Annotated in this window: 17 protein-coding genes and 2 pseudogenes; 9 read left to right on the forward strand and 10 right to left on the reverse strand. The window is 73.1% G+C overall.

The window, feature by feature from the left end; all coding sequences use genetic code 11:
• Window positions 1-68 precede the first annotated feature (68 nt).
• Both ACFW9D_RS23560 and ACFW9D_RS23565 read left to right on the forward strand, forming a co-directional pair.
• A complete protein-coding gene (locus ACFW9D_RS23560; protein ID WP_384624478.1) occupies window positions 69-1,058 on the forward strand; it encodes a hypothetical protein in 990 nt (329 codons plus the stop codon).
• 87 nt (window positions 1,059-1,145) lie between these two features.
• Window positions 1,146-1,862 carry a dienelactone hydrolase family protein gene (locus ACFW9D_RS23565; RefSeq protein WP_188340440.1) on the forward strand — a complete coding sequence of 239 codons (717 nt, stop codon included), beginning with the start codon at window positions 1,146-1,148 and terminating at the stop codon, window positions 1,860-1,862.
• A gap of 115 nt (window positions 1,863-1,977) precedes the next feature.
• Here ACFW9D_RS23565 and ACFW9D_RS23570 read toward each other — a convergent pair whose 3' ends face one another.
• Together ACFW9D_RS23570 and ACFW9D_RS23575 are read right to left on the reverse strand one after the other, a co-directional pair.
• Complete coding sequence (locus ACFW9D_RS23570; RefSeq protein WP_384624447.1) at window positions 1,978-3,939, reverse strand: M13 family metallopeptidase; 1,962 nt, start codon at window positions 3,937-3,939, stop codon at window positions 1,978-1,980.
• 110 nt (window positions 3,940-4,049) lie between these two features.
• Window positions 4,050-6,272, reverse strand: a complete 2,223-nt coding sequence (locus tag ACFW9D_RS23575) for an NADP-dependent isocitrate dehydrogenase (protein WP_384624449.1) — start codon at window positions 6,270-6,272, stop codon at window positions 4,050-4,052.
• A gap of 263 nt (window positions 6,273-6,535) precedes the next feature.
• Between ACFW9D_RS23575 and ACFW9D_RS23580 the strand changes: the two genes are divergently transcribed.
• Window positions 6,536-7,924: an MFS transporter gene (locus ACFW9D_RS23580; RefSeq protein WP_384624451.1), complete on the forward strand. Its 1,389-nt coding sequence runs from the start codon at window positions 6,536-6,538 to the stop codon at window positions 7,922-7,924.
• A gap of 62 nt (window positions 7,925-7,986) precedes the next feature.
• Here ACFW9D_RS23580 and ACFW9D_RS23585 read toward each other — a convergent pair.
• The 5 genes and pseudogenes from ACFW9D_RS23585 to lnt form a co-directional block, all read right to left on the reverse strand.
• Window positions 7,987-8,925 (reverse strand): annotated as a pseudogene (locus ACFW9D_RS23585) (PucR family transcriptional regulator); the annotation flags it as partial.
• 215 nt (window positions 8,926-9,140) lie between these two features.
• Window positions 9,141-10,142 (reverse strand): annotated as a pseudogene (locus ACFW9D_RS23590) (GAF domain-containing protein); the annotation flags it as partial.
• 123 nt (window positions 10,143-10,265) lie between these two features.
• The gene (locus tag ACFW9D_RS23595) at window positions 10,266-11,054 is read right to left on the reverse strand and encodes a 3-hydroxybutyrate dehydrogenase (RefSeq protein ID WP_188340435.1); all 789 of its coding nucleotides are present in this window, start codon (window positions 11,052-11,054) and stop codon (window positions 10,266-10,268) included.
• Between the two features lie 55 nt (window positions 11,055-11,109).
• Complete coding sequence (locus ACFW9D_RS23600; RefSeq protein WP_384624454.1) at window positions 11,110-11,589, reverse strand: NUDIX domain-containing protein; 480 nt, start codon at window positions 11,587-11,589, stop codon at window positions 11,110-11,112.
• Between the two features lie 49 nt (window positions 11,590-11,638).
• Window positions 11,639-13,243 carry an apolipoprotein N-acyltransferase gene (gene lnt, locus ACFW9D_RS23605; protein ID WP_384624455.1) on the reverse strand — a complete coding sequence of 535 codons (1,605 nt, stop codon included), beginning with the start codon at window positions 13,241-13,243 and terminating at the stop codon, window positions 11,639-11,641.
• A 286-nt stretch (window positions 13,244-13,529) separates the two neighbouring features.
• On the opposite strand from lnt, the gene ACFW9D_RS23610 reads away from it, so the two are divergent.
• A complete protein-coding gene (locus tag ACFW9D_RS23610) occupies window positions 13,530-14,537 on the forward strand; it encodes an O-antigen ligase family protein (protein WP_384624457.1) in 1,008 nt (335 codons plus the stop codon).
• A 10-nt stretch (window positions 14,538-14,547) separates the two neighbouring features.
• On the opposite strand, the gene ACFW9D_RS23615 is transcribed toward ACFW9D_RS23610, so the two are convergent.
• Both ACFW9D_RS23615 and ACFW9D_RS23620 read right to left on the reverse strand, forming a co-directional pair.
• On the reverse strand, window positions 14,548-15,102 hold the full coding sequence (locus ACFW9D_RS23615) for a hypothetical protein (RefSeq protein WP_384624459.1): 555 nt from the start codon (window positions 15,100-15,102) through the stop codon (window positions 14,548-14,550).
• A 75-nt stretch (window positions 15,103-15,177) separates the two neighbouring features.
• Window positions 15,178-15,963 carry a glutamate racemase gene (locus ACFW9D_RS23620; protein ID WP_384624461.1) on the reverse strand — a complete coding sequence of 262 codons (786 nt, stop codon included), beginning with the start codon at window positions 15,961-15,963 and terminating at the stop codon, window positions 15,178-15,180.
• Window positions 15,964-16,021: 58 nt separating this feature from the next.
• Between ACFW9D_RS23620 and ACFW9D_RS23625 the strand changes: the two genes are divergently transcribed.
• Complete coding sequence (locus ACFW9D_RS23625) at window positions 16,022-17,197, forward strand: glycosyltransferase (protein WP_384624463.1); 1,176 nt, start codon at window positions 16,022-16,024, stop codon at window positions 17,195-17,197.
• Window positions 17,198-17,216: 19 nt separating this feature from the next.
• Here ACFW9D_RS23625 and ACFW9D_RS23630 read toward each other — a convergent pair whose 3' ends face one another.
• Window positions 17,217-18,509: a TerD family protein gene (locus tag ACFW9D_RS23630; RefSeq protein ID WP_384624480.1), complete on the reverse strand. Its 1,293-nt coding sequence runs from the start codon at window positions 18,507-18,509 to the stop codon at window positions 17,217-17,219.
• A gap of 265 nt (window positions 18,510-18,774) precedes the next feature.
• Between ACFW9D_RS23630 and ACFW9D_RS23635 the strand changes: the two genes are divergently transcribed.
• From ACFW9D_RS23635 to ACFW9D_RS23650, 4 genes are all read left to right on the forward strand, one after another.
• A complete protein-coding gene (locus tag ACFW9D_RS23635; protein WP_188340428.1) occupies window positions 18,775-19,212 on the forward strand; it encodes a DUF6643 family protein in 438 nt (145 codons plus the stop codon).
• Window positions 19,213-19,275: 63 nt separating this feature from the next.
• On the forward strand, window positions 19,276-20,097 hold the full coding sequence (locus ACFW9D_RS23640; protein WP_384624465.1) for an MOSC domain-containing protein: 822 nt from the start codon (window positions 19,276-19,278) through the stop codon (window positions 20,095-20,097).
• 238 nt (window positions 20,098-20,335) lie between these two features.
• Window positions 20,336-20,941 (forward strand): hypothetical protein, encoded by a 606-nt coding sequence (locus tag ACFW9D_RS23645; protein WP_188340426.1) that lies wholly within the window; start codon window positions 20,336-20,338, stop codon window positions 20,939-20,941.
• A gap of 126 nt (window positions 20,942-21,067) precedes the next feature.
• On the forward strand, window positions 21,068-23,476 hold the full coding sequence (locus ACFW9D_RS23650) for a right-handed parallel beta-helix repeat-containing protein (RefSeq protein WP_384624468.1): 2,409 nt from the start codon (window positions 21,068-21,070) through the stop codon (window positions 23,474-23,476).
• Window positions 23,477-23,559: the final 83 nt, after the last annotated feature.

The raw sequence follows: 23,559 nt of genomic DNA on the forward strand, positions 1-23,559 counted from the left end.
GCGACCGGCACGCCGCCCGGCCCGCGCCCGGGGAGGGCGACGAGGACGACGAGGACGCTTCGGGCGAGGTGCCGGAGGCCATCGCCCGGGACGCCCGCGAGTTCGGCGGCTACGCCCGCACCGGCGGCTGGACCTTCGCCCTCAAGGTGGCGCGCAGCGTGCGCCCGGGCGGTCAGGCCGCCGGCGAGACGGAGAAGGTCTCGGCGCGCCGGTTCGCCGCGCTCGCCGAGTGCTCGGCGGACCGCGTCATGCGCTTCTACAAGGCGTGGGACCGGGCGGCCGACGACGGTCTGGTCCCGCAGTTCGAGGCGCTCGCCCCGGGCGTCGAGGTCGAGCTGCCGGACGCCGACGTGTGGCTGTCGTACTACGTGTCGCGTTCCAGCGCGACGTCCGTGCGCGGCCAGGCGATCACGGAGGCGGCCGAGGCGGAGGGCATCCGCCCGACGAAGGCGCTGGAGGTCGCGGAGAACCCGACCGCGCTGCGTGCCGCGATCCTCGCCGACCCGGGCACCGCGGAGGCGGCCCGCAAGGCGCTGATGGACCGCCTCGGCGAGGACCCGGTGCTCCGCTCGGGCCTGGCCCGCGACATCGTGCGCGCCGACGAGCTGAAGAAGGCCGTCGCCGAGGAGACCAAGACCGGCGGCCAGCTCGAGTACGTGCGGAAGATCGCGGAGGAGGGCCAGGTCAAGACGGCCGCGGGCCAGAAGATCGAGGCGTCGCCCGAGCTGCGCGAGGAGGCCGAGCGGCACCTGTCGCTGATCGACGAGCTGGAGGAGGACGAGGAGGCGGGCGAGTGGGCCCGCGAGGCGTACGACACCGTGCGCAACCTCGTCGCCGAGACCGTCGAGAAGGACCCGGAGCTGCGCGTGCAGGAGCGGCGCGCCAAGTTCTACAGCAGCCTGCAGAAGGCGACGAAGGCCTTCGAGGAGCTGACCTTCGACGACGTCGCGGAGATCGACGACATCGTGGAGGACGACATGGTGCGCCGCCTGGAGGAACTCCAGCAGGCGATCACCGCATGCCTCACGGCGATCCAGAAGGCCCACCCGGCCGGCTGACCGTCCCGGGCCCGTTGTCGTGTCCGGGGGCGGAAGTGGAAGGGTGGGATCCGATCATCGCGTTGCATCAGTTGCAGGAGGCACCTCGTGACGGACACCCCCCACGCGCCCCGGTCCACCGGCCGCCCGGCCCACCAGAACGTGACGTTCGACAGCGACGGCACGCCCGCGCACGGCTGCCTGGCGCTGCCGCCCGCGGGCCGGGGCCCCGGGGTCATCGTCATCCAGGAATGGTGGGGCCTGACCGACCACATCGCCGACGTCGCCGACCGGCTGGCCGCCGAGGGCTTCGTCGCGCTCGCGCCCGACCTGTACGGCGGGAACGTGGCGCACGACGCGCAGGAGGCGTTCCGCATGATGCGGGAACTGCCGGAACAGCGGGCCGTGGAGCTGCTCTCGGGCGCGGTGGGACATCTCCTCGCGCGGCCCGAGGTCACGTCCGACACGGTCGGCGTGGTGGGTTTCTGCATGGGCGGCGGCTTCGTGCTGCACCTGGCGGCGCGGGACGCGCGGGTCTCGGCGGCGGTCCCGTTCTACGGGGTCATCCAGCACGAGGTCCCCGACTTCTCGGGGCTCAGGGCGCAGATCCTCGGCCACTACGGGGAGCGCGACGAGTCGATCCCGCTGCCGACGCTCGACGGCCTCCGCCGGACGATCGAGCAGCAGTCCGGCATCGTGCCCGACTTCCGCCTCTACCCGGCCGGCCACGCCTTCTTCAACGACGGCCGCCCGGAGGTCTACGACGCGCGGTCGTCGCGCCAGGCGTGGACCAGCACACTCGACTTCCTGAAGTCGAACATCTGAGCAGAAGCCCCATCTCTTTTGAGCCCCTCCGGCGATTGAGGAGCGGGGTCCGGGGCGGAGCCCCGAGACGGCAAGGCCGGGGGGCCTGAACCCCCCGACCCCGCTCAACGACGACTCACCAGATCCGCACCCGCTCCGCGGGGTCGAGCCACAGCCCGTCCCCCGCGACCGTGCCGAACGCCTCGTGGAACTCGTCGAGGTTGCGCACGATGTTCGCCCGGAACTCCGGCGGCGAGTGCGGGTCGATCGTCAGGTACTGCTGCTCCTGCTCCTTGCGCCGCTTGGTGCGCCAGCAGAACGCCCAGTTCATGAACAGCCGCTGGGAGCCGCTGAGTCCGTCCGCCTCCGGAACCGGCGCGCCGGCGAGGGCGATGAGGTAGGCGGTGTGCCCGATGGTGAGGCCGCCGAGGTCGCCGATGTTCTCGCCGACGGTCAGCGCCCCGTTGACGGACTCGCCCGGCAGATTGCGCGGCGAGAAGCCGTCGTACTGCTTGATGAGCGCCTTCGACTTGCCCTCGAACGCGGCCTTGTCGTCCGCGGTCCACCAGTCGTTGAGGTTGCCCTGGCCGTCGTACTGGGCCCCCTGGTCGTCGAAGCCGTGGCCGATCTCGTGGCCGATGACGGCGCCGATGCCGCCGTAGTTCTCGGCCGCGTCCGCCTCCGGGGAGAAGAACGGCTTCTGCAGGATGCCGGCCGGGAAGCAGATCTCGTTCGTGCCCGGGTTGTAGTACGCGTTCACGGTCTGCGGCAGCATGAACCACTCGTCGCGGTCGACCGGGGCGCCGATCTTGGCCATCTGCCGGTCGTGCTCGAAGGCGTCGGCCGCGTGCGCGTTGGCCAGCAGGTCGCCGGGGACGACGGTCAGGCCCGAGTAGTCGCGGAAGCGGTCCGGGTAGCCGATCTTCGGGCGGAACGTGGCGAGCTTCTCGTACGCCCGCTCCTTCGTCTCGTCCGTCATCCAGTCGAGGGCGCCGATGGACTGGCGGTAGGCCTCGAGCAGGTTCGCGACGAGCTCGTCCATCAGCGCCTTGGACGCCGGCGGGAAGTGCCGGGCGACGTACTCCTTGCCGACGGCCTCGCCCATGGCGCCCTCGACGAAGGCGACGGCGCGCTTCCAGCGGGCCCGCAGCTCCGGGGTGCCGTTGAGGGTGCGCCCGTAGAAGTCGAAGTTGACGCGGACGAACGGCGAGGACAGGTACGGGGCGCTGGAGCGCAGCACGCGGGCGAGCAGCCAGTCGCGCCACTGCTCGACGGGGACCTCGGTGAGGACGGTCGAGAGGTGGGCCAGGTACGAGGGCTGGCGCACGCAGGACTGGGCGAGCGTGTCGTCGCTGCCGCCAAGTCCGGTCACGTAGCCGCGCCAGTCGAACGCCGGGGCGAGCGCGGTGAGTTCGTCGAAGGTGGTGAGGTTGTACGTCTTCTGCACGTCCCGCGTCTCGGCGCGCTCCCAGTGGCCCTCGGCGAGCCGGGTCTCCAGGGCGAGGACGGTGCGCGCGGCGCCGGCCGGGTCGGCGTGCTCGGCGAGCGTGAACAGCTCGGTGAGGTACGCCTCGTACTTCTCGCGGGTCTCGGCGAACTTCTCGTCGCGGTAGTACGACTCGTCGGGCAGGCCGAGGCCGCCCTGCAGGAGGTTGAAGAGGTAGCGGTCGGAGTCGCGGTCGTCGGTGTCGATGTACGCGCCGAACAGGCCGGAGCCGCCGGTCCGTTCGAAGCGGCCGAGGAAGGCGGCGAGCTGTGCGACGTCGCTGATCCGCGCCACCTCGTCGAGGAGCGGCCGGACCGGGTCGAGGCCGAGGGCGTCGGCCCGCTCCTCGTCCATGAACGACGCGTACAGGTCGGCGATCTTGCGTGCCTCGGTGTCGTCGAGGCTGGTCGGGCCGCCCTCGGCGATCTCCTGGATGATCTCCTTGACCTGCTGCTCGGCGACGTCCACGAGCTGCACGAAGGGGCCCCAGCTGGAGCGGTCGTCGGGGATCGGCTCGGTCGCCAGCCAGTGGCCGTTGACGTGTCCGAAGAGGTCGTCCTGCGGGCGGATCGCCGGGTCCATGCCCGGACGTGCGTCATCCAGAGTGCTCATCGACGCAGCCTACCCAGGTCAGGGGCGGTAAAGCGCGTCCCCGTGCGAAGCGGACACGCCACCGCCCCGGCGGCACGGGGCCGACCGGGGCGGTGGAGGTCCGGCAGGGATCAGGCGAGCGAGGCGAGGGCCTCGTTCAGGGTCTGCGACGGGCGCATGACCTGGGCGGCCTTGGCCGGGGCGGGCTGGTAGTAGCCGCCGATGTCGGCCGGGGAGCCCTGGACGGCGATGAGCTCGTCCACGATCTTCTGCTCGTTGGCCTTGAGCGACTCGGCGAGCGGGGCGAAGGCCTTCGCCAGCTCGGCGTCCTCGGTCTGCGCGGCGAGCTCCTGGGCCCAGTACAGGGCCAGGTAGAAGTGCGAGCCGCGGTTGTCGATGCCGCCGAGGCGACGGGTCGGCGACTTGTCCTCGTTGAGGAAGGTGCCGGTGGCGCGGTCGAGGGTCTCGCCGAGGACCTTGGCGCGGGCGTTGCCCGTGGTGGTGGAGAGGTGCTCGAGGGAGACGGCCAGCGCGAGGAACTCACCGAGGGAGTCCCAGCGCAGGTAGTTCTCCTTGACCAGCTGCTGGACGTGCTTCGGGGCGGAGCCGCCGGCGCCCGTCTCGAAGAGGCCGCCGCCGTTCATCAGCGGGACGACCGACAGCATCTTGGCGCTGGTGCCCAGCTCCAGGATCGGGAAGAGGTCGGTCAGGTAGTCGCGCAGCACGTTGCCGGTGACCGAGATGGTGTTCAGGCCCTGGCGGATGCGCTCGACGGACAGCTTGGTGGCGTCCTCCGGGGAGAGGACGCGGATGTCCAGGCCCTCGGTGTCGTGCTCCGGCAGGTACTGCTCGACCTTCTTGATCAGCTGGGCGTCGTGGGCGCGGCCCTCGTCCAGCCAGAAGACGGCCGGGTCACCGGTGGCGCGGGCGCGCGTGACGGCGAGCTTGACCCAGTCCTTGATCGGGGCGTCCTTGGTCTGGCAGGCGCGGAAGATGTCGCCCTCGGCGACCTCCTGCTCCAGGACCACGTTGCCCGCGGCGTCGACCAGGCGGACGGTGCCGGCGGCCGGGATCTCGAAGGTCTTGTCGTGGGAGCCGTACTCCTCGGCCTTCTGCGCCATCAGGCCGACGTTCGGGACGGAGCCCATGGTCGACGGGTCGTAGGCGCCGTTGGCCCGGCAGTCGTCGATGACGACCTGGTAGACACCGGCGTAGCTGCTGTCCGGGAGGACGGCGAGGGTGTCGGCCTCCTGGCCGTCGGGGCCCCACATGTGGCCCGAGGTGCGGATCATGGCGGGCATCGAGGCGTCGACGATGACGTCGGACGGCACGTGCAGGTTGGTGATGCCGCGGTCGGAGTCGACCATGGCGAGCTCCGGGCCCTCGGCGATCTCGGCCGCGAAGGACGCCTTGATCTCCTCGCCCAGGTGCGGCACGGAGTCCAGGCCCTTGAGGATGGTGCCGAGGCCGTCGTTCGGGGACAGGCCGGCGGCGACGAGGGCCTCGCCGTACTTCGCGAACGTCTTCGGGAAGAAGGCGCGCACGACGTGGCCGAAGATGATCGGGTCGGAGACCTTCATCATCGTGGCCTTGAGGTGCACCGAGAACAGGACGCCCTCGGCCTTGGCCTTGGCGATCTGGGCGGTGAGGAACTCGCGCAGGGCGGCGACGCGCAGCACGGAGGCGTCGACGACCTCACCGGCGAGGACCGGTACCGACTCGCGCAGGACCGTGACGGCGCCGTTGTCGGCGACCAGCTCGATCTTGAGGGCGCCGTCCTCGGCGATCACGGCGGACTTCTCGGTCGAACGGAAGTCGTTCTCGCCCATGGTCGCGACGTTGGTCTTGGACTCGGGGGTCCAGGCGCCCATGCGGTGCGGGTGGGCCTTGGCGTAGTTCTTCACCGAGGCGGGGGCGCGGCGGTCCGAGTTGCCCTCGCGCAGGACCGGGTTCACGGCGGAACCCTTGATCTTGTCGTAGCGGGCGCGGGCCTCGCGCTCCTCGTCCGTCTTCGGCTCGTCGGGGTACGCGGGCAGCGCGTAGCCCTGCTCCTGCAGCTCCGCGATGGCGGCCTTCAGCTGCGGGATGGACGCCGAGATGTTCGGCAGCTTGATGATGTTGGCCTGCGGCGTCTTGGCGAGCTCGCCCAGCTCGGCGAGCGCGTCGGCGATGCGCTGGTCCTCGTTCAGGTACTCCGGGAACGAGGCGATGATGCGCCCGGCCAGGGAGATGTCACGGGTCTCGACCCGCACACCCGCGGTGGACGCGTAGGCCTCGATCACGGGCAGGAAGGAATACGTCGCGAGGGCCGGGGCCTCGTCAGTGTGCGTGTAAATGATGGTCGAGTCAGTCACCGGGGGCTCCGCTCCACGTCTTCCACGTCGTCTGCATGTTTCTCAGATTGCTCGACATCAAGATATCTCGTACCGAGCCCTTCTCCGAAAGGGCCCTGCCTGCAGGATCACAGAACCGGCCGCCGGAGGCCCGTCGTCCGCCCCCGGGTCGCCCCACAGCGGAGCCCGAAAGTATGGTGTCCCACCACATGTGCCGCTGACCTGCGTGTTCCTACCTTGTGCCAGCACGCAGTCGTCCCCGCCTTCGCCTGGAAGTGGTGCACATGGCCTCCGCAGCAACCGCTCCGCCCAACCCCGGACACCTCAAGCGCATCGTCGCGGCGAGCCTGATCGGCACCACCATCGAGTGGTACGACTTCTTCCTCTACGGCTCCGCCGCCGCGCTCGTGTTCAACAAGCTCTTCTTCCCCGAGTCCGACCCGCTCGTCGGCACGCTGCTCTCCTTCCTCACCTACGCGGTCGGCTTCGCCGCGCGGCCGCTGGGCGCGCTGGTCTTCGGCCACTACGGCGACCGGCTGGGGCGCAAGAAGCTGCTGGTGATCAGCCTCCTGATGATGGGCGGCGCGACCTTCGCGATCGGTCTGCTGCCCACACACGCCACGGTCGGAACGGCCGCCCCGGTCCTGCTGACCGTGCTCCGTCTCGTCCAGGGCTTCGCGCTCGGCGGCGAGTGGGGCGGCGCCGTCCTGCTGGTCTCCGAGCACGGCGACGCGGACCGGCGCGGCTTCTGGGCCTCGTGGCCGCAGACCGGAGCGCCCGCCGGCCAGCTGCTGGCGACCGGTGTGCTGTCGGCGCTCACCGCGCTGATCTCGGACGCCGCGTTCACCTCCTGGGGCTGGCGCGTCCCGTTCCTGCTCTCCGGGGTCCTGGTGATGGTCGGCCTGTGGATCCGGCTCTCCGTCGACGAGTCCCCCGTCTTCAAGGAGGCGCTGGCCCGCGCCGAGGAGCGCAAGGCCACCGAGCGCGACACCGTGGAGAAGATGCCGCTCGTCGCCGTGCTCCGCCACCACTGGCGCGACGTGCTCGTCGCGATCGGCGCCCGCATGGCCGAGAACATCAGTTACTACGTCATCACCGCCTTCGTCCTCGTCTACGCGACCCTCGATGCCGGGGTCTCCAAGCAGACCGCGCTGAACGCCGTCCTCATCGCCTCCGCCGTGCACTTCGCCGTCATCCCCCTGTGGGGCGCCCTCTCCGACCGCGTCGGCCGCCGCCCCGTGTACCTGCTCGGGGCCGCCGGTGTCGGCCTGTGGATCTTCCCGTTCTTCGCGCTCATCGACGCCGGCGGCTTCGGCAAGCTGCTGCTCGCGGTCACCGTCGGCCTGGTCCTGCACGGCGCCATGTACGCCCCGCAGGCGGCCTTCTTCTCCGAGATGTTCGCGACGCGGATGCGGTACTCGGGGGCCTCGATCGGTGCCCAGTTCGCCTCCGTGGCCGCGGGGGCGCCCGCACCGCTCATCGCGACGGCCCTGCTGTCCGAGTACGGCGACGCCACGATGATCTGCCTGTACGTGATCGCGGCCGCGCTCCTGACCCTGATCGCGGTCGGCGTCGCCCAGGAGACCCGCCACCGCGACCTCGCCGCCGTCGGCTCCGAGGACGGCGCGGCGCCCGCTCCCGCGGACCGGCCGGCCGACGCGCACAAGGTCTGACCCACCGGCCCCCGGCCCGCATCCGGCCCCTCGACCCCCGTACGCCGCCCGGTGTACGGGGGTCACCGTATGCGCAGCGAGGAACCGGACAGGCGGTGCAGTCTCAGGGCGAGCTGGATCTCCAGGGCCCGGGCCGGGGACTGCCAGTCGGGGCCGAGGAGGCGGCCGATCCGCTCCAGGCGCTGCGCCACCGTGTTCACGTGGACGTGCAGGGCGTCCTTGGTGCGGGCCGGGCTCATCCCCGAGTCGAAGTACGCGTCCAGGGTCCGTACGAGATCGGTGCCCCTGCGCGCGTCGTAGTCGACGACCTCGCCGACCGTGCGGGCGACGAAACCGGCGATGTCCCGGCTGTCGGACAGCAGCAGCCCGAGGAAGCCGAAGTCCTCGGCAGCCGCGCCCTCCCCCGCCCGGCCGAGCAGCCGCAGCGCGTCCAGGCAGCGCCGCGCCTCGGCGTGGGCGGCGGCCGCGCGCTCGGCCCGCTCCGCCACGCCCGTGACCGGCGCGGACGCGCCGACGGTGACCGGCTCGTGGATCGCCTCGGACAGACGCCCGGCGACCTGGGCGGCGATCGCGGAGGCCGTGCCCGCGCCCAGCGGCAGGAGCAGCACCGCCTGGCCGTCGCGGGCGGCGGCGAGACCGTGCCGGGTGGCCGCGACGTGGTCGGCGGCCGACCAGAGGCGGCGGCGGGTGGCGGCCTCCTCCTCGGCGTCGGCGGCGGCGGCCTCGATGCGGGCCACGAGCACCACATGGGTGGCGTCCAGGTCCGCGTGGAGCCGGGCGGCCCGCTCCCTCAGCAGGCGCGGGTCGCGGTCGCGCGCGTCGAGGAGGTCGTCGAGGAGCTCGCCGCGGACGCGCTGCTCGGCCTCGGAGGCGGAGCGCCGGGCGAGCAGCAGGAGCGAGGTGACGAGGGCGGCGCGCTCCAGGGTCCGCTGGTCGACGGGGTCGAGGCCGGGATGGCCGCGCAGCACGAGGGCGCCGAGCAGCTCCCCGCCCGCGGCGACGGGCGCGCCCCCGGCGCGGCCCGGGGGCCACGGCGGGGCCCCCGGGGCGGGGGGCGCCCCGGGGGGGCCCGGCGCGGCCCCGACCGCGGCGCCAACCACGGGTACCGCGCGGTGTGGGGGGGGGGGGGCTCGACGGGGCGCGTGGGGCGGTGGTGCGGGGGGGGGGGGGCCCGCGCCCCGCGGGCGCGGAGCTCGACCCCCCCGCCGGCGCGCGGGGCCGCGACCCAGTCGCGGCCGTGGCACACGGCGTGGCCCTCGGCGCGGGAGGCCTCCAGGGCGTCGCCGGGCGCGTCCTCGACGTCGGCGAACTCGACGGTTCCGTCGAGGACCTCGGACACCGCCGCGGCCACGTCGTGCACCCCTCCGCCGCGCAGCACCAGCTCACCGAGCCGGTCGTGGACCTCCGAGGCGCGCTCGACGACGGCGCTGCCGGCGCGGATGATCGCGTTGGCCCGCTCCAGCTCGGCGAGGGCCTGACGGGTCTCCGTGAGCAGGTTCGCCGTGTCGATGGCCGCGGCGGCGAGCGCCGCGAACGAGCCGAGCAGCGCGATCTGCTCCCGCTCGAAGACGCGGGCCCGGCGGTCCGCGGCGAAGAGCACGCCGATGACCTGCGGTCCGAGCATCAGCGGCACGCCCAGGATCGCCACGAGTCCCTCGTCGCCGACGCCCGCGTCGATCGTCCGGGTGTGCTGGAAGCGGACGTCCTTGGAGTAGTCGTCGGTGACGTACGGGCGGGCGGTCTGGGCGACGAGGCCGCCGAGCCCCTCGCCCATGCCGAGGCGCAACTGCTGGAAGCGGGCCGCCACGGAGCCCTCGGTGACCCGCATGTACGTGTCGCCGCGGGCCGGGTCGTTGAGCGTCAGGTAGGCGACGTCCGTGCCGAGCAGGGAGCGGGCGCGCTGCACGATGGCCTGCAGCACCGAGTCGAGGTCGCGCAGTCCCGCCAGGTCGTGCGCGGTCTCGAAGAGAGCGGACAGCTCGGCCTCGCGGCGCCGTCTGCCCTCCATCTCCGCGCGCACGGTCAGCGCGAGGCGCTTGGCCCGCTCCAGCGCGGCGGTCCGCGCGGGGTCGGCGCCCTCGGCGCGTGCGAGCAGCACGGGCTGCTCGTAGGCGTCGGCGGAGGCGCCCCTGGCGAGGAGCTCCAGGAACGGGGCCTCGGCGTCCGTGGTGGTCACCGGGGTGGAGGCCGGGGCTGGGTGCGGTCGGTGGTGCGACATGCTCAACAGAATTACCCGCCGTACGGCCGGCGCCGCCAGCCCTGTGGACAACTCTGGACGGCACAGAATTCCGCTCACCCGTCCGGGTGAGCGGGCGGGGAGCGGGCCTGTGGACGAGGAGGGTCAGTGGGCGGTCCAGCCGCCGTCGAGGACGAGAGAGGCGCCGGTCATGAACGAGGCGGCGGGCGAGCACAGGTACGCCACGGCCTCGGCGACCTCGGCGGGTTCGATGAGCCGCTTGAGCGCGCTGTCCTGCAGCATGATCTCGCTCAGCACCCGCTCCTCGGGGATGCCGTGCGCGGCGGCCTGGTCGGCGATCTGCCGCTCGACGAGCGGGGTGCGCACATAGCCGGGGTTCACGCAGTTCGAGGTGACGCCGTGCGGGGCGCCCTCCAGCGCCGCGGTCTTCGACAGTCCCTCCAGGCCATGCTTCGCGGCGACGTACGCGGACTTGAAGGCGGAGGCCCGCAGTCCGTGCACGGACGACACGTTCACGATCCGGCCCCAGCCCTGCTCGTACATGTGCGGGAGCGCGCCGCGGACGAGCCGGAACGGGGCCTCGAGCATCACGGTCAGGACGGTGTGGAAGACGTCCGGGGGGAACTGCTCGATGGGGCGCACCAGTTGGAGTCCGGCGTTGTTGACGAGGATGTCGCAGCCGGCCGCCGCGGCCTCCGCGGCGTCGAGGTCGGTGAGGTCGAGGACGACCGGTTCGACGCCGTCGGTCTCCTCCGCCAGGGCCGCGAGGCCCTCCGGGTCCCGGTCGACGGCTCTGACCTTGGCGCCCGACGCGGCGAGCCGCTGCGCGCAGGCCCGTCCGATGCCGCCGGCGGCGCCGGTGACGAGTGCGGTGCGGCCGCCGAGGTCGAGGGGTGCGGCGTGGGCTGCGGCGAAGGGGGTGCGCGGGGTCATGCTCCGCACACTAGGCAGCCGCTCCCCGCCACCCGATGTGGTGAGCACCCATACTTCAGCGCCCGGACATGGTCTCGAACCATGTCGGTCCGTCGGACTGGGCCTGCTTGATGCGGAACAGGGCGAACTCCTGAAGCGGAGGCAGCGCGTCGAGGGCGAACCAGCCGACTTCGAGGGACTCGTCGTCGTTCACGCGCGCCTCGCCGCCGGTGGCCCGGCAGCGGAATGTCGTGTCCATGAACTGGCAGGTGTCGCCGTTGGGATAGGTGACCGGGGGCAGGGCCTGGACGAGCACGACCCGCTCGACGACGCACTCGACGCCGGTCTCCTCGTACACCTCGCGCACGGCGACGTCCGCGGGCTGCTCGCCCGGCTCGGGGATGCCGCCGATGATCGACCACTTGCCGGTGTCCGCACGCCGGCCGAGCAGGACGCGGCCCTCGTCGTCGAAGACGATCGCGCTGACCCCGGGCAGGAGGAGCAGCTGGTGGCCCGCGGTGGCCCGGATGGTGCGGATGAACTCAGGAGTAGCCATGCCCGCGAGCCTAACCGGGCCGCCGCCCCGTCCTGACGCGCCGGCCGCGTCAGGCCTCCGTGCGGCGGGCGCGGCGGGAGCGCGTCACGGCCCAGGCCAGACCGCCCGCGCCGATCGCGACGAGCAGCACCTCGGGCCAGACGCCCGCGCGCGTGGCGAGGGTCTCGCTGGTGCGCCGGGGCACGTCGGCGATCAGGGTGTCGGGCTCGAACATGCCGGTGCGCTGGGCGATCGACCCGTCGGGCCGGATGACGGCGCTGACCCCGCTGGTGACCGGCACCATGACGGCGCGGCCGTGCTCGACGGCGCGCACCCGGTCCATCGCGAGCTGCTGGTAGGTCATCTGGCTGAGCTCGAACGTGGCGTTGTTGCTCGGCACGGAGAGGATCTCGGCGCCCGCGTCGACCTGGTCGCGCACGACGTCGTCGAAGGCAGCCTCGTAGCAGGTGATGTTGCCGATCTTCGTGCCGTTCATGTCGAAGGCGACGGCCTTCTCACCAGGCACGAAGTTCCCGGCCCGGTCCACGTCCTTGCTGAAGATCCGGAAGAAGCTCCGGTACGGCATGTACTCGCCGAACGGCTGCAGGTGCCGCTTGTCGTACGTGGCACCAGGGCCCTTCGCGGGGTCCCAGAGGATGAGCCGGTTGCGGGTCGAGCCGTCCTTCGCCGTGACGACCGCGCCCACGGAGATCGGCGCGCCGACCGCCTCGGCGGCCTTGCTGATCTCGTCGTAGGCGTCCATGTTCACGTAGGGGTCGATGTCCGAGGAGTTCTCGGGCCACAGCACGAGGTCGGGGCGCTTCGTCTCACCCTTCTTGATGCGCTCGGCGAGCTTCATGGTCTCGCGCACGTGGTAGTCGAGGACGGCGCGCCGCTGGGCGTTGAAGTCGAGGCCCATGCGGGGCACGTTGCCCTGGATGAGCGCCACGCGCGCGGTGCCGGCCTCGGCTCCGGTCGGCACGAAGGGCAGCAGGACCGCACCGGCGACGACCGGGGCGACGGTGAAGGCGGCGGCCGCGACGACGCCGCCGTCGCGCAGGACCCGGGCGCGCTCCCGGCCGCGGAGGGGCTTGAGGCGCAGGGCGAGCGCGCCGAGCCCGAAGCCGCTGAGGACGACCGCGAAGCCGAGCAGCGGGGTGCCGCCGAGCGAGGCGAGCGGCAGGAACACACCGCTGGGCTGCCCGAACGCGACCTTGCCCCAGGGGAAACCGCCGAAGGGGAAGCGGGCGCGCAGCGCCTCGTCCGCGATCCACACGCCGCTCGCCCACAGAGGCCAGAGGGGAAGCTTGGACACGTACGCGATCCCGAGCCCCGCCAGGGAGAGGACCAGCGCCTCGGCCAGGGCCAGCGCGAGCCACGGCAGTGGACCGACGTCGACGCCGGTCCACGACAGCAGGGGCACCAGATAGGCGAGACCGAACACCAGGCCGAGGCCGAAACCCGCCCTCATGCGCCGCCCGTACACGGCCACCCCGAACAGCGCGAACGCGAGCGGCGCCAGCCACGGCAGCTCGCGCGGCGGGAAGCTCAGGTAGAGCAGCAGTCCGGCGGCGGCCGCGAGGAGGACGGGCGCGAACCGTCGCAGGTGGGAGCGGCGGGCGGGCGTCTGTGCGGGCTCGTCCGACGGGGCGACGGAAGGTGCGGTGGCGGTCACGCGGGGAGTCTACGGCGCGGGGCCTGCCGCGGGACATGCCGGGCGAGGCGGTGGCCCGGGTCCCGGCAGGTCGCGCGTGTGACCGTGCCGCAACGTTCCTGCGCAAGGCGGGCCCAATCCGCCGCGCCAGCCGTTACCGTGTGCCCGGGTTCCCCGCGAACGACCGGATCCGGCCATCGCGCGGGGGTGCCCGTCACTAGTCGGGGGGCTACGGGTGGGAACGACGGGGTGGCCTGCGCGCACGGGCCCGGAACCGGCCCGGCGGCGCCGAGGTCTGCCGGACGCCGTGGGCATCGCGGTGCTCGGCGCCTGCGCCGTGTGGACACTGATCAGCGCGACCGCGCGGACGGGGCGCCCCGAGGGCGTGCTCCTCGCCGTCCTCGCCGTCGCCGCGGGGTACGCCTGCGGGCGGATCGGCGGCGCCCTCGTCCCCCTAGGAGCGTCGTGCCTGGTCGGCTGCGGCGGCCTCGGCATCGCGCTCCTCGCCCCCGGATCGGTCCCCGCGCCCGACACCCTGGCTCCCCTGGGCCGCTCCGGGGCCACCGCCGCCCTGCTGGCCCTGTCGGCGGGCGCGCTGTGCTGTGCGGCCTGGTCGGCCCGGCGCGGGGAACTGCGGGTCGGGCTGCACCTAGCGGGCGCGGGTGTCGTCGTCGTGGCCGCGGTCACCGGTTCGGGCGCCGGGGTCGCCGCCTGCACGGCGGTCGTCCTGTGCTCACTCGCGGCGGCCCGGATGCGCCGGCGAGCGCTGGGCCTCGCCGGCCTGGGGCTCGGCACCGCCCTCATGGTCGCGGTGAGCCTGGCCCTGGCCCAGGGCGTGCTGCCGTCCGGCCTCGCGGACACCCTGGAGGGCCGGATCACCCGGCACCGCCTCCAGCTCTGGCACGAGGCCCTGCGGCTGGCGAAGTCCGATCCCGTGCTCGGTGTCGGACCCGGCCGCTTCGGCGAACTCGACACGAGCCTCGTCGCGACCGCCCCGCCGGACGGCAAGCCGCACTCGGCCGTGCTCCAGGTCGCCGCCGAGCAGGGCGCCATCGGCCTCTTCCTGCTGGCCGCCGCCTACTGCTGGGTGCTCTACGTCCTGTGGCGCTCCGCCCGCTCGACCCCGGTCGTCCTCAGCGCGGGCGCGGCCCTGACCGCGGTCGCCGTGCTGGCCACGGTCGGCAACGCGCTGAGCTTCACCAGCGTGACGGCCGGTGTGGGCCTGCTCGCCGGCATGGCGACCGCGGAGCCGCTCGCGGAGGAGCCCCCGCACGACGAGGCGGCCGCCCCGGAACGGGTCCGGGACGGCCGCTGACGCATCGGGCTCAGAGCGCCGCGGTGGGCTTCAGCCGGTCACGGATGTGCCGGACCGCGCTCTCCGCGTTGTCGACCGTGACCGTGAACTTGCGGCCGTCGCCCAGGCTCAGCACGAGGCCCTCGCCGCGCCGCACCACGACGGCGGTGCCGATCTCGGGGCGCCAGCGGTAGCCCCAGCCGCCCCACTGGCGCGGCGTGACTCTGGGCGCGAAGTCGGCGTCGACGACGTGGTCGAGCGGGATGCGGCGGCGCGGCAGTCCGACATGGCCGCAGCGCACCTCGAGGTGGTCCTTGTCGACCTTCACCGCGACGTGCAGGAACGCGAGCGTGCCGAAGAGGATGAGCAGGCCGACCGCGATGAGGCCGACCACCGACATGGCGAGGGCCGCGATGCCCGTCGCCCAGGAGCTGTCCACGGCCAGCTCGATGCCCAGGGCCAGGCAGGCGAGGCCGCCCAGCGCCAGCAGCCACTGCACCCGGTTGTGCGCGTGGCCGGTCCAGACGTCGCCGCCCGGCGCGGTCGTGCGGCGCCCGGGACGCTCTCCTGCGGCGTGTTGCCTCATGTCATCGAGCGTACTCAGATTCCGCTGCGAAGGCACCGCCTTGCGGAGGGTGACTCCCCCGTACGGCGCCGGGCGTCACCCGGCGTGGCTGACCGCCTGCAGTCCGCGTCCCTCGGCGTAGGTGAGCGCGGCAGGCGGCAGCGTCTCGTGGCGCCCGCTGAGGATCACGGTGAGCCCGCCGCGGACCTCGGTGGCCGGCTCGGGGCGCGCGCCGATCCGGCGTAGGGCCTGCGCGGCGACGGCGCCAGCGCTGCCGTGGAGCACGAGCGGCTCGGCTCCGGGCTGCTGCACGGCGGCCCGGATGCGCTCGGCGACGAGCTCGTAGTGGGTGCAGCCGAGCACGACGGCCCGTACGTCACGGGGCGTGAGCGCGGCGGCGGCCGCGACGGCCCGGTCGATGCCGTCCTCGTCGGCCCACTGCACGGCGTCGGCGAGGCCCGGGCAGGGCACCTCGGTGACCTCGACGCCCGCGGCGAAGTCACGGATCAGGCCGCGCTGGTACGGGCTGCCGGTCGTGGCGGGGGTGGCCCAGATGGCGATGGGGCCGCCGCCGGCGGCCGCGGGCTTGATCGCGGGCACGGTACCGATGACGGGGATGTCCGGCTCGAGGAGCGCGCGGACGGCGGGCAGCGCGTGCACCGTCGCCGTGTTGCACGCGATGATCAGGGCGTCCGGGCCGTGCGCCGCGGCGGCCTCGCAGGCCGCCAGAGCGCGCTGCGTGACGTCCTCGGAAGTGCCTCGGCCCCACGGCATGTTGTCCGGGTCCGAGGAGAGCACGAGGTCGGCGTCCGGCCGCAGGGTCCGTACCGCGGCGGCGGCCGCGAGCAGTCCGATTCCCGAGTCCATCAGCGCGATCTTCACCCGGAAACCATAGACGATGCCGCCGACACGGCGGCCTCGGTGGGGCAGACTGCGGCGGATGGACGTCGTTGCGTGGATCACCGCGGCCTCGCTCGCCGCGTGGGTGTGGCTGCTGCTCTGCCAGGGCTTCTTCTGGCGCACCGACCTGCGGCTCCCGCCGCGCGCGGAGCCCGCCGCGTGGCCCGACGTCTGTGTCGTGGTGCCGGCCCGCGACGAGGCGGCCGTGCTGCCGGACAGCCTCCCCTCGCTCCTGGCGCAGGACTATCCCGGGCGCGCGGAGATCTTCCTGATCGACGACGGCAGCACCGACGGCACCGGGGACGTGGCCCGCGCCCTCGCGGAGCGCCACGGCGGACTGCCGCTGACGGTCGCCTCCCCCGGTGAGCCGCCCGCCGGCTGGACCGGGAAGCTCTGGGCCGTGCGGCACGGCATCGCCCTGGCACGCGCGCGTGAGCCGGAGTACCTGCTGCTCACCGACGCGGACATCGCGCACGGGCGGCAGAGCCTGCGCGAACTGGTGGCGTCGGCGCACGCCGGGGGCTACGACCTGGTGTCGCAGATGGCACGGCTGCGCGTGGCGAGCGCGTGGGAACGGCTGGTCGTGCCCGCGTTCGTCTACTTCTTCGCGCAGCTCTATCCCTTCCGCCGGATCGCCGTACGGGGTTCGCGCACGGCCGCGGCCGCGGGCGGCTGCGTGCTGCTGCGCACGGAGGCGGCGGAGCGGGCCCGGATCCCCGACGCGATCCGTCAGGCGGTGATCGACGACGTGTCGCTCGCCCGCGCGGTGAAGGGCTCCGGCGGGCACATCTGGCTCGGCCTGGCCGACCACGTGGACAGCGTGCGCCCCTACCCCCGGCTCGCCGACCTGTGGCAGATGGTGTCGCGCAGCGCGTACGCGCAACTGCGGCACAACCCGGTCGTCCTGCTGGGCACGGTGCTGGGCCTGGCGCTCGTCTATCTCGTCCCGCCGCTCGCCCTGATCGCCGGAGCGGCGACGGGCAGTGCGGCGACGGCCGTCCTCGGCGGGCTCGCCTGGGCCGTGATGGCGGGCACCTACACGCCGATGCTGCGCTACTACGGGCAGCCGGTGTGGCTCGCCCCGCTCCTGGCGTTCACCGCGTTCCTGTACCTCCTGATGACGGTGGACTCCGCCGTGCAGCACTACAGAGGGCGCGGCGCCGCATGGAAGGGGCGCACCTACGCCCGTCCCGACGCGGCGCCCGAACAGCGGTGAACGGCGCTTCTACGGAGCGTCACTTGCGGCCTGGCGTCCAGTTCATGCCCCATCCGTAGACCTGGTCCACGGTGCGCTGCGGGCTGACGCCGCGCTCCGGGACGAGGTAGCGGGCCTCGCGCTGCACGGTCAGGTCCTGCCCCGTGCCGGTGATCAGGGCGAGGGCGCAGACCGTGGAGGGGACGGTGCACTCGTCGAGCGAGAAGTCGATCGGTGCGCCGCCCTGCGGGGTCAGCGTGACGGTCGCGTGGAGGTCGGCGAAGCTGCGCGCGCCTTCGTAGATGGTCACGAAGATGAGGATGCGGCGGAACGCCTGCTTGTGGTCCAGGTTGATGGTGAGGTTCTCGCCGGTGGCGACGCTTCCGGTCCGGTCGTCGCCGTCGAGGTGGATGTACGGCGGCTGGTGCAGCGCCCCGAAGGCGTTGCCCAGGGCCTGGACGACACCCTTGCGGCCGTCGGCGAGCTCGAAGAGGGCGCAGAGGTCGAGGTCCAGGTCGCGGTGCATCGCGGTGGCGCGGCCGCGCTTGCTCCCCCAGCCGCTGAACTGCTTGCGCATCTCCCAGTTGAGGTTGACGCGCATCGCGCCCGAGGTGCCGCCCTGTTTGGCGAGGGAGACGGAGGGGGCGGCCTTGGTGAGCGTGACCTTGGTGAGGCGGACCGGCTCGGGGGCCGGGGACGGGGGTGCGGTCGGCGGGGCCGGAGGCATCGGGGGTGCGGGGGCGACGGGCGGCGGCACCGTCGCCGGGCGGGCCGGTGCCTGGGGCGCGGGCGGCGGGGGCGGCGCTGCGTGCTGCGGCTCGTCGACAGTGATGCCGTAGTCCGTGGCGAGGCCCTCGAGACCGGTGCTGTAGCCCTGGCCGACGGCGCGGAACTTCCAGGCGCCCTGGCGCCGGTAGAGCTCGCCGAGGACGAATGCGGTCTCCACGGTGGCGTCAGTGCTGTCGAAGCGGGCGAGTTCGGCGCCGCCGGCCGCGTCGAGGACGCGGACGTACAGTCCGGGGACCTGCCCGAAGGCGCCGCCGTCGGCCGACGCGGCGAGGACGATGCGCTCGATGCCGGGCTCCACGCGCGCGAGGTCGACCGCGAGCGTGTCCGTCACGGCTCCTGCGGAGGCGTTCTTGCCCTCGTGCCGGACGGCGCCGGAGGAGTGCACGGGCTGGTTGTAGAACACGAAGTCGGCGTCCGAGCGGACCTTTCCGGCCACCAGAAGGAGAGCGGACGCGTCGGCGTCGGGGACGCCGGGACCGGACCGCCATCCCAATTCGACGCGGACCGCCGGAGCCGGCACCGCGACATTCGATCCCTTGGCCATTGTCATGTCTGCCCCCAACGCTCGTCTCCGGCTTCCCGGTCAACCTATTCCCAGGCCCCCACGGCACCCCAGAGGCACGTCCGAAGATCACTGGCCAACCGCCGGTAACCCGCCTGTACTCGGCCTTTACACGATTCCAACGCCGCCGGACGACCGATTTTCCCAAGTTCGCTCGGATTGGGGACGCGCGGTCACACCCGGCGCTCAAAAGAACCCTCTTATCGGTCTACCCCAACCACCACATCGTGGGCTTAACTTATGTGCCATGACCTCCCCCCGCTCCACCTATGGCGGCGGTTACTACTCCGCGCCGTCCTTCCCGGACACTCCGATCTACGATTCTCTCGTCGCAGAGCGGGGCACACCCCAGATCGCTCCGATCCGGGTCTCCCCCGCGTACGACACCGGCAGTCATCTGCCCGCGCTGCCGTCGGCGCTGCCCGCGCTCCCGGCCGCGCCCTCCGCACCCCAGCCCCAGTACGGCTACGCGGCCCCGCAGCCCGCCCCGATGCAGGCCGCGCCGACCGCCTACATCCCGCAGCAGGCGAGCGCCCCGCGCGGCTACCCGGGCCCGCAGGCCCAGCCGCAGCGCCCGATGCAGAGCACCGGCTACGAGGCGATGCGTCCGGCCGCCCCGCGTCCCGCGCCCGCCCCGGCCCCGTACGAGGACCCGTACAACCGGCAGCAGTACCGCGGCTACTGACGGTCCGGGCCCCCACCGGGCCCGAACTCGGGGGCCGTCCGTGCCTGCTGGCAGGATGGCCCCATGTCGAATCCCGCACTCAGTTCGATCCACGTCCACCCGCTCAAGGCGGTTCGGGGGCACGCGCCACAGGCGGCGGACGTGGAGCCCTGGGGGCTCGCGGGCGACCGGCGCTGGGTGCTGGTCGACACCGCGGGCAAGATCGTCACCCAACGGCCGCACCCGCGTCTCGCGTTGGCCGCCGCCGAGCTCCTGCCCGGCGGCGGCGTCCGGCTGTCCGCACCCGGCATGGACCCGCTGACGGTAGGCGTGCCCGCGCCCGTGGCCACGACCGTCATCGACGTCTGGGGCGACAAGGTCGAGGCGGTTCTCGCGGACGACGCCGCGCACGCCTGGTGGAGCGCGTACCTCGGCGCCGACGTGCGCCAGTTGCACCTGGACGACCCGGCGACGCGGCGCCCCATCGACCCCGCGTACGCCCGCCCCGGCGAGACGGTCAGCTTCGCCGACGGGTATCCGCTGCTGCTGACGACGGCGTCCTCGCTGGACGCGCTCAACTCGCTGATCGCCCAGGGTGATCACGCGGACGAGGGCCCGCTGCCGATGGACCGTTTCCGGCCGAATGTCGTCGTGTCCGGCACCGCCCCCTGGGCGGAGGACGACTGGTCACGCATCGCCATCGGTGACGTCACCTTCCGTGTCGCCAAGAAGTCGGGCCGCTGCGTCGTCACGACCACGGACCAGGCGACCGCGCAGCGTGGCAAGGAGCCGCTGCGCACGCTCGCCCGGCACCGCCGCTTCGGTGACCAACTGTGCTTCGGGACCAATCTCGTGCCCGAGACCACGGGCACCGTCCGCGTCGGGGATCCCCTGATCATCCTCTGACCGGCGGCCGCCCTCCTTCGGCTCCTCCTCGAACAGATCCGCTCACGACCCTCGAATAAGCGTCACCCCCAGGGGAACCCGGAGCCTCGACCCGCCGTTAGGAGACAATGGCGGGACAATGGCACCGCGGAGCCGTCGGCCTGTGCGGCGGGTGGGGTGATGTCGCTCTCTCTTCGCCCCTCCGGCGCGTGAACGCCGCCGCCGCGGGCTATGACGGGAGCGGAAGGGGGTGCGGACCGTGCGAGCGATCGTCGGACTCTGGCGTTGGCGCCACAATCCGCTGCGGCGCGGCACCGATCTGGCCGAGGCCTGGATCGCGTTGGCCGCCCTGGTCCTCATCGTCGTGGCGGGCCCCGTCGTCGGGGTCGTCGCGGGATCCCTGTCGCGGGACGCCCTGTACAGATCGGTGGACGAGCAGCACAGCCACCGGCAGGAGGTCGTCGCGACGGTCGTGAAGAAGGTGGCCCAGCCGCCCCTGGACACGGACCCCGAGACCGCGACCGCGCGGGACGCGCACAGCCGCGTCGTCGCCACCTGGACGGCGCCGGACGGCTCGGCGCACCGTGACCGGGTCGTGGCCGCCCTCAAGTCTCCGCAGAGCGGCGACACCTTCCCGCTGTGGACCGACGAGCAGGGTCATGTCGTCGGCCGGCCGCTGGACAAGGCGACGGCGACGACGCACGCGGTGCTGGCCGGATTCGGTGCCGCGGTCGCCCTCACGGGTCTGGTCGAGGGCACACGGAGAGTGGTCGTCTGGCGCATGGTCCGCCGCCGGTACGCGCGTTGGGACCACGCCTGGGACATCGCGGGGCCCGACTGGGGCCGGACCGGCACGGGCAGCTGACGGGCTCTCGACTCTGGTCAACCAGGGTGCCGCACGCACGCTACGGTGGACCCACCTTTGGCAGAAGCAGCGCCGGGCAGGGCGCGAACGGACCCGCGTACGACGAGGTGGGGGCAGATCAGCGCCATGGCACAGGGCACGGTCCAGGTGACGCACACGGGCACTTCGCGGTGGCGCCGCCGCACAGGCGAGTACGCCTCCCTCGCCGCGGCCCTGGACGCGGCGGGCGACGGCGACGTCCTGACGATCGCCCCGGGCACCTACCGGGAGAACCTGGTGGTGCAGCGTGCGGTAACGCTCCGTGGCCCCGAGGGCTCCCCCGGTTCGGTGCGCATCGCGCCCGCCGACGGGGTGCCGCTGACGGTCCGCTCGTCGGCGACGGTCCAGGACCTGCATCTGGAGGGCCAGGACGCCGCGGCGCCGGCCCTGCTGATCGAGGAGGGCGCACCGGAGATCATGGACATACGGGTCGTGACCCGGTCCGCCTCCGGCATCGAGGTGCGCGGCGGCGCCCGCCCGACGGTCCGCCGCTGCACGGTGGACAATCCGGCGGGCATCGGCATCGCCGTGCTCGACGGCGGCGGCGGTGTCTTCGAGGAGTGCGAGATCGTGGCGGCCGGTCAGGCCGGTGTCGCGGTGCGCGGCGGGGCCCACCCGCGCCTGGAGCGCTGCCGGGTGCATCACGCCTCGGGCGCCGGGCTCTCCGCGACCGGCGAGCACAGCGGCCTGGAGGCCGTGGGCTGCGAGGTGTACGAGGTCAAGGGCGCCGGGGTGCAGATCACCGGCCGGGCGGTCGCCCACCTGACGGACTGCGACGTGCACCGCACCACGTCCGACGGCGTCACGATGGACACCGACGCGGTGCTGACGCTGGCGGACTGCCGCATCCACGACATCCCGGAGAACGCGATCGACCTCAGGTCCCGTTCCGTCCTGACACTGACCCGCTCCACGGTGGGCCGCTTCGGGCGCAACGGCCTGTCGGTGTGGGACCCGGGCACGCGCGTGGACGCCAACCAGTGCGAGATCCACGACAGTACGGGCGACTACCCGGCGGTGTGGGTGAGCGACGGGGCGACGGCCGTCCTCGAGTCGTGCCGCGTGCACGACGTACCGGACGCGCTGTTCGTGCTCGACCGCGGCTCGCGCGTCGACGTGGTGGACAGCGACCTGTCGCAGGTGCGGAACACGGCGGTGTCGGTGTCCGACGGCGCGACCGCGCAACTCGACGACTGCCGAATCCGCGAGGCGGCGACGGGTGCCTGGTTCCGTGACCACGGCAGCGGCGGCACGCTCGCCAACTGCACGGTGGACACGACCCAGACGGGCGTGATCGTCACGAAGGGCGCCGACCCCACGATCGAGCGCTGCACGGTCACCTCGCCCGCGGAAGCCGGCTTCTACGTGTCGGCGGGCGGCCGCGGCACGCTGACCGGCTGCCGGGTGACGGGCAGCGGCGGTTACGGCTTCCACGTGATCGACGGCTGCCGCACCACCCTGCGCAAGTGCCGCACGGAGCGGTGTGCGCGCGGCGGTTACGAGTTCGCGGAGGACGGGCCTCAGGTGGAGGACTGCACCAGCGACGAGAGCGGCGGGCTGCGGCCCGGCGCCCAGGCCCCCGCGCCCGAGCCGGTCGTACAGACGGCGACGCAGACCGTCGGACTGCTGAGCGCGGTGCCCGACCAGCGGCCCGCGGCGGCCACCGAGGAACCCCCGTCGGCCGCGCGCTCGTCGAAGGACGTGCTGGGTGAACTCGACGCGCTGGTGGGCCTGGAGAGCGTGAAGCGCGAGGTGCGGGCGCTCACCGACATGATCGAGGTGGGACGCCGGCGCCAGGAAGCGGGGCTCAAGGCCGCGTCCGTGCGCCGCCACCTGGTCTTCACCGGCTCCCCCGGCACCGGCAAGACGACGGTGGCGCGGCTGTACGGGGAGATCCTGGCCTCGCTGAACGTGCTGGAGAAGGGCCACCTCGTCGAGGTGTCCCGGGTCGACCTGGTCGGCGAGCACATCGGCTCGACGGCGATCCGCACCCAGGAGGCCTTCCAACGAGCCCACGGCGGTGTCCTGTTCATCGACGAGGCGTACGCCCTGTCCCCCGAGGACTCGGGACGGGACTTCGGGCGCGAGGCCATCGACACGCTGGTCAAGCTGATGGAGGACCAGCGGGACGCGGTCGTGGTGATCGTCGCCGGGTACACGGCGGAGATGGAGCGCTTCCTCTCGGTCAACCCCGGTGTGGCGTCCCGCTTCTCACGCACCATCACCTTCTGCGACTACCTGCCGGAGGAGCTGCTGCGGATCGTCGAGCAGCAGGCCGACGAGCACGAGTACCGGCTGGGCGACGGCACGGGCGAGACGCTCCTGAAGTACTTCACCGAGATGCCGAAGGGCCCCGCGTTCGGCAACGGCCGAACGGCGCGGCAGACCTTCGAGTCGATGGTGGAGCGGCACGCGGGGCGGGTCGCCCAGCTCCCGGAGCCGAGCACGGACGACCTCACCCTGCTCTATCCGGAGGACCTGCCGGCGCTGCCCTGAGCCTCACCGCTCTCGTGAGCCGCCCCGTCGGGACGCGGCTCGCCCTCGGCAAGCGGTTCGCCTTCGGGGCGCGGCTGCGGCAC

Origin of the sequence: Streptomyces sp. NPDC059524 (assembly GCF_042749255.1) — a bacterium.
GTDB lineage: Bacteria > Actinomycetota > Actinomycetes > Streptomycetales > Streptomycetaceae > Streptomyces > Streptomyces xanthii.

Coding starts and splice junctions, on each gene's coding strand:
- ACFW9D_RS23615 (WP_384624459.1), bottom strand. CDS start 15,102: ATGAGGCAACACGCCGCAGGAGAGCGTCCCGGGCGCCGCACGACCGCG.
- ACFW9D_RS23650 (WP_384624468.1), top strand. CDS start 21,068: ATGGCACAGGGCACGGTCCAGGTGACGCACACGGGCACTTCGCGGTGG.
- ACFW9D_RS23580 (WP_384624451.1), top strand. CDS start 6,536: ATGGCCTCCGCAGCAACCGCTCCGCCCAACCCCGGACACCTCAAGCGC.
- ACFW9D_RS23625 (WP_384624463.1), top strand. CDS start 16,022: ATGGACGTCGTTGCGTGGATCACCGCGGCCTCGCTCGCCGCGTGGGTG.
- ACFW9D_RS23570 (WP_384624447.1), bottom strand. CDS start 3,939: ATGAGCACTCTGGATGACGCACGTCCGGGCATGGACCCGGCGATCCGC.
- ACFW9D_RS23630 (WP_384624480.1), bottom strand. CDS start 18,509: ATGGCCAAGGGATCGAATGTCGCGGTGCCGGCTCCGGCGGTCCGCGTC.
- ACFW9D_RS23635 (WP_188340428.1), top strand. CDS start 18,775: ATGACCTCCCCCCGCTCCACCTATGGCGGCGGTTACTACTCCGCGCCG.
- ACFW9D_RS23600 (WP_384624454.1), bottom strand. CDS start 11,589: ATGGCTACTCCTGAGTTCATCCGCACCATCCGGGCCACCGCGGGCCAC.
- ACFW9D_RS23595 (WP_188340435.1), bottom strand. CDS start 11,054: ATGACCCCGCGCACCCCCTTCGCCGCAGCCCACGCCGCACCCCTCGAC.
- ACFW9D_RS23640 (WP_384624465.1), top strand. CDS start 19,276: ATGTCGAATCCCGCACTCAGTTCGATCCACGTCCACCCGCTCAAGGCG.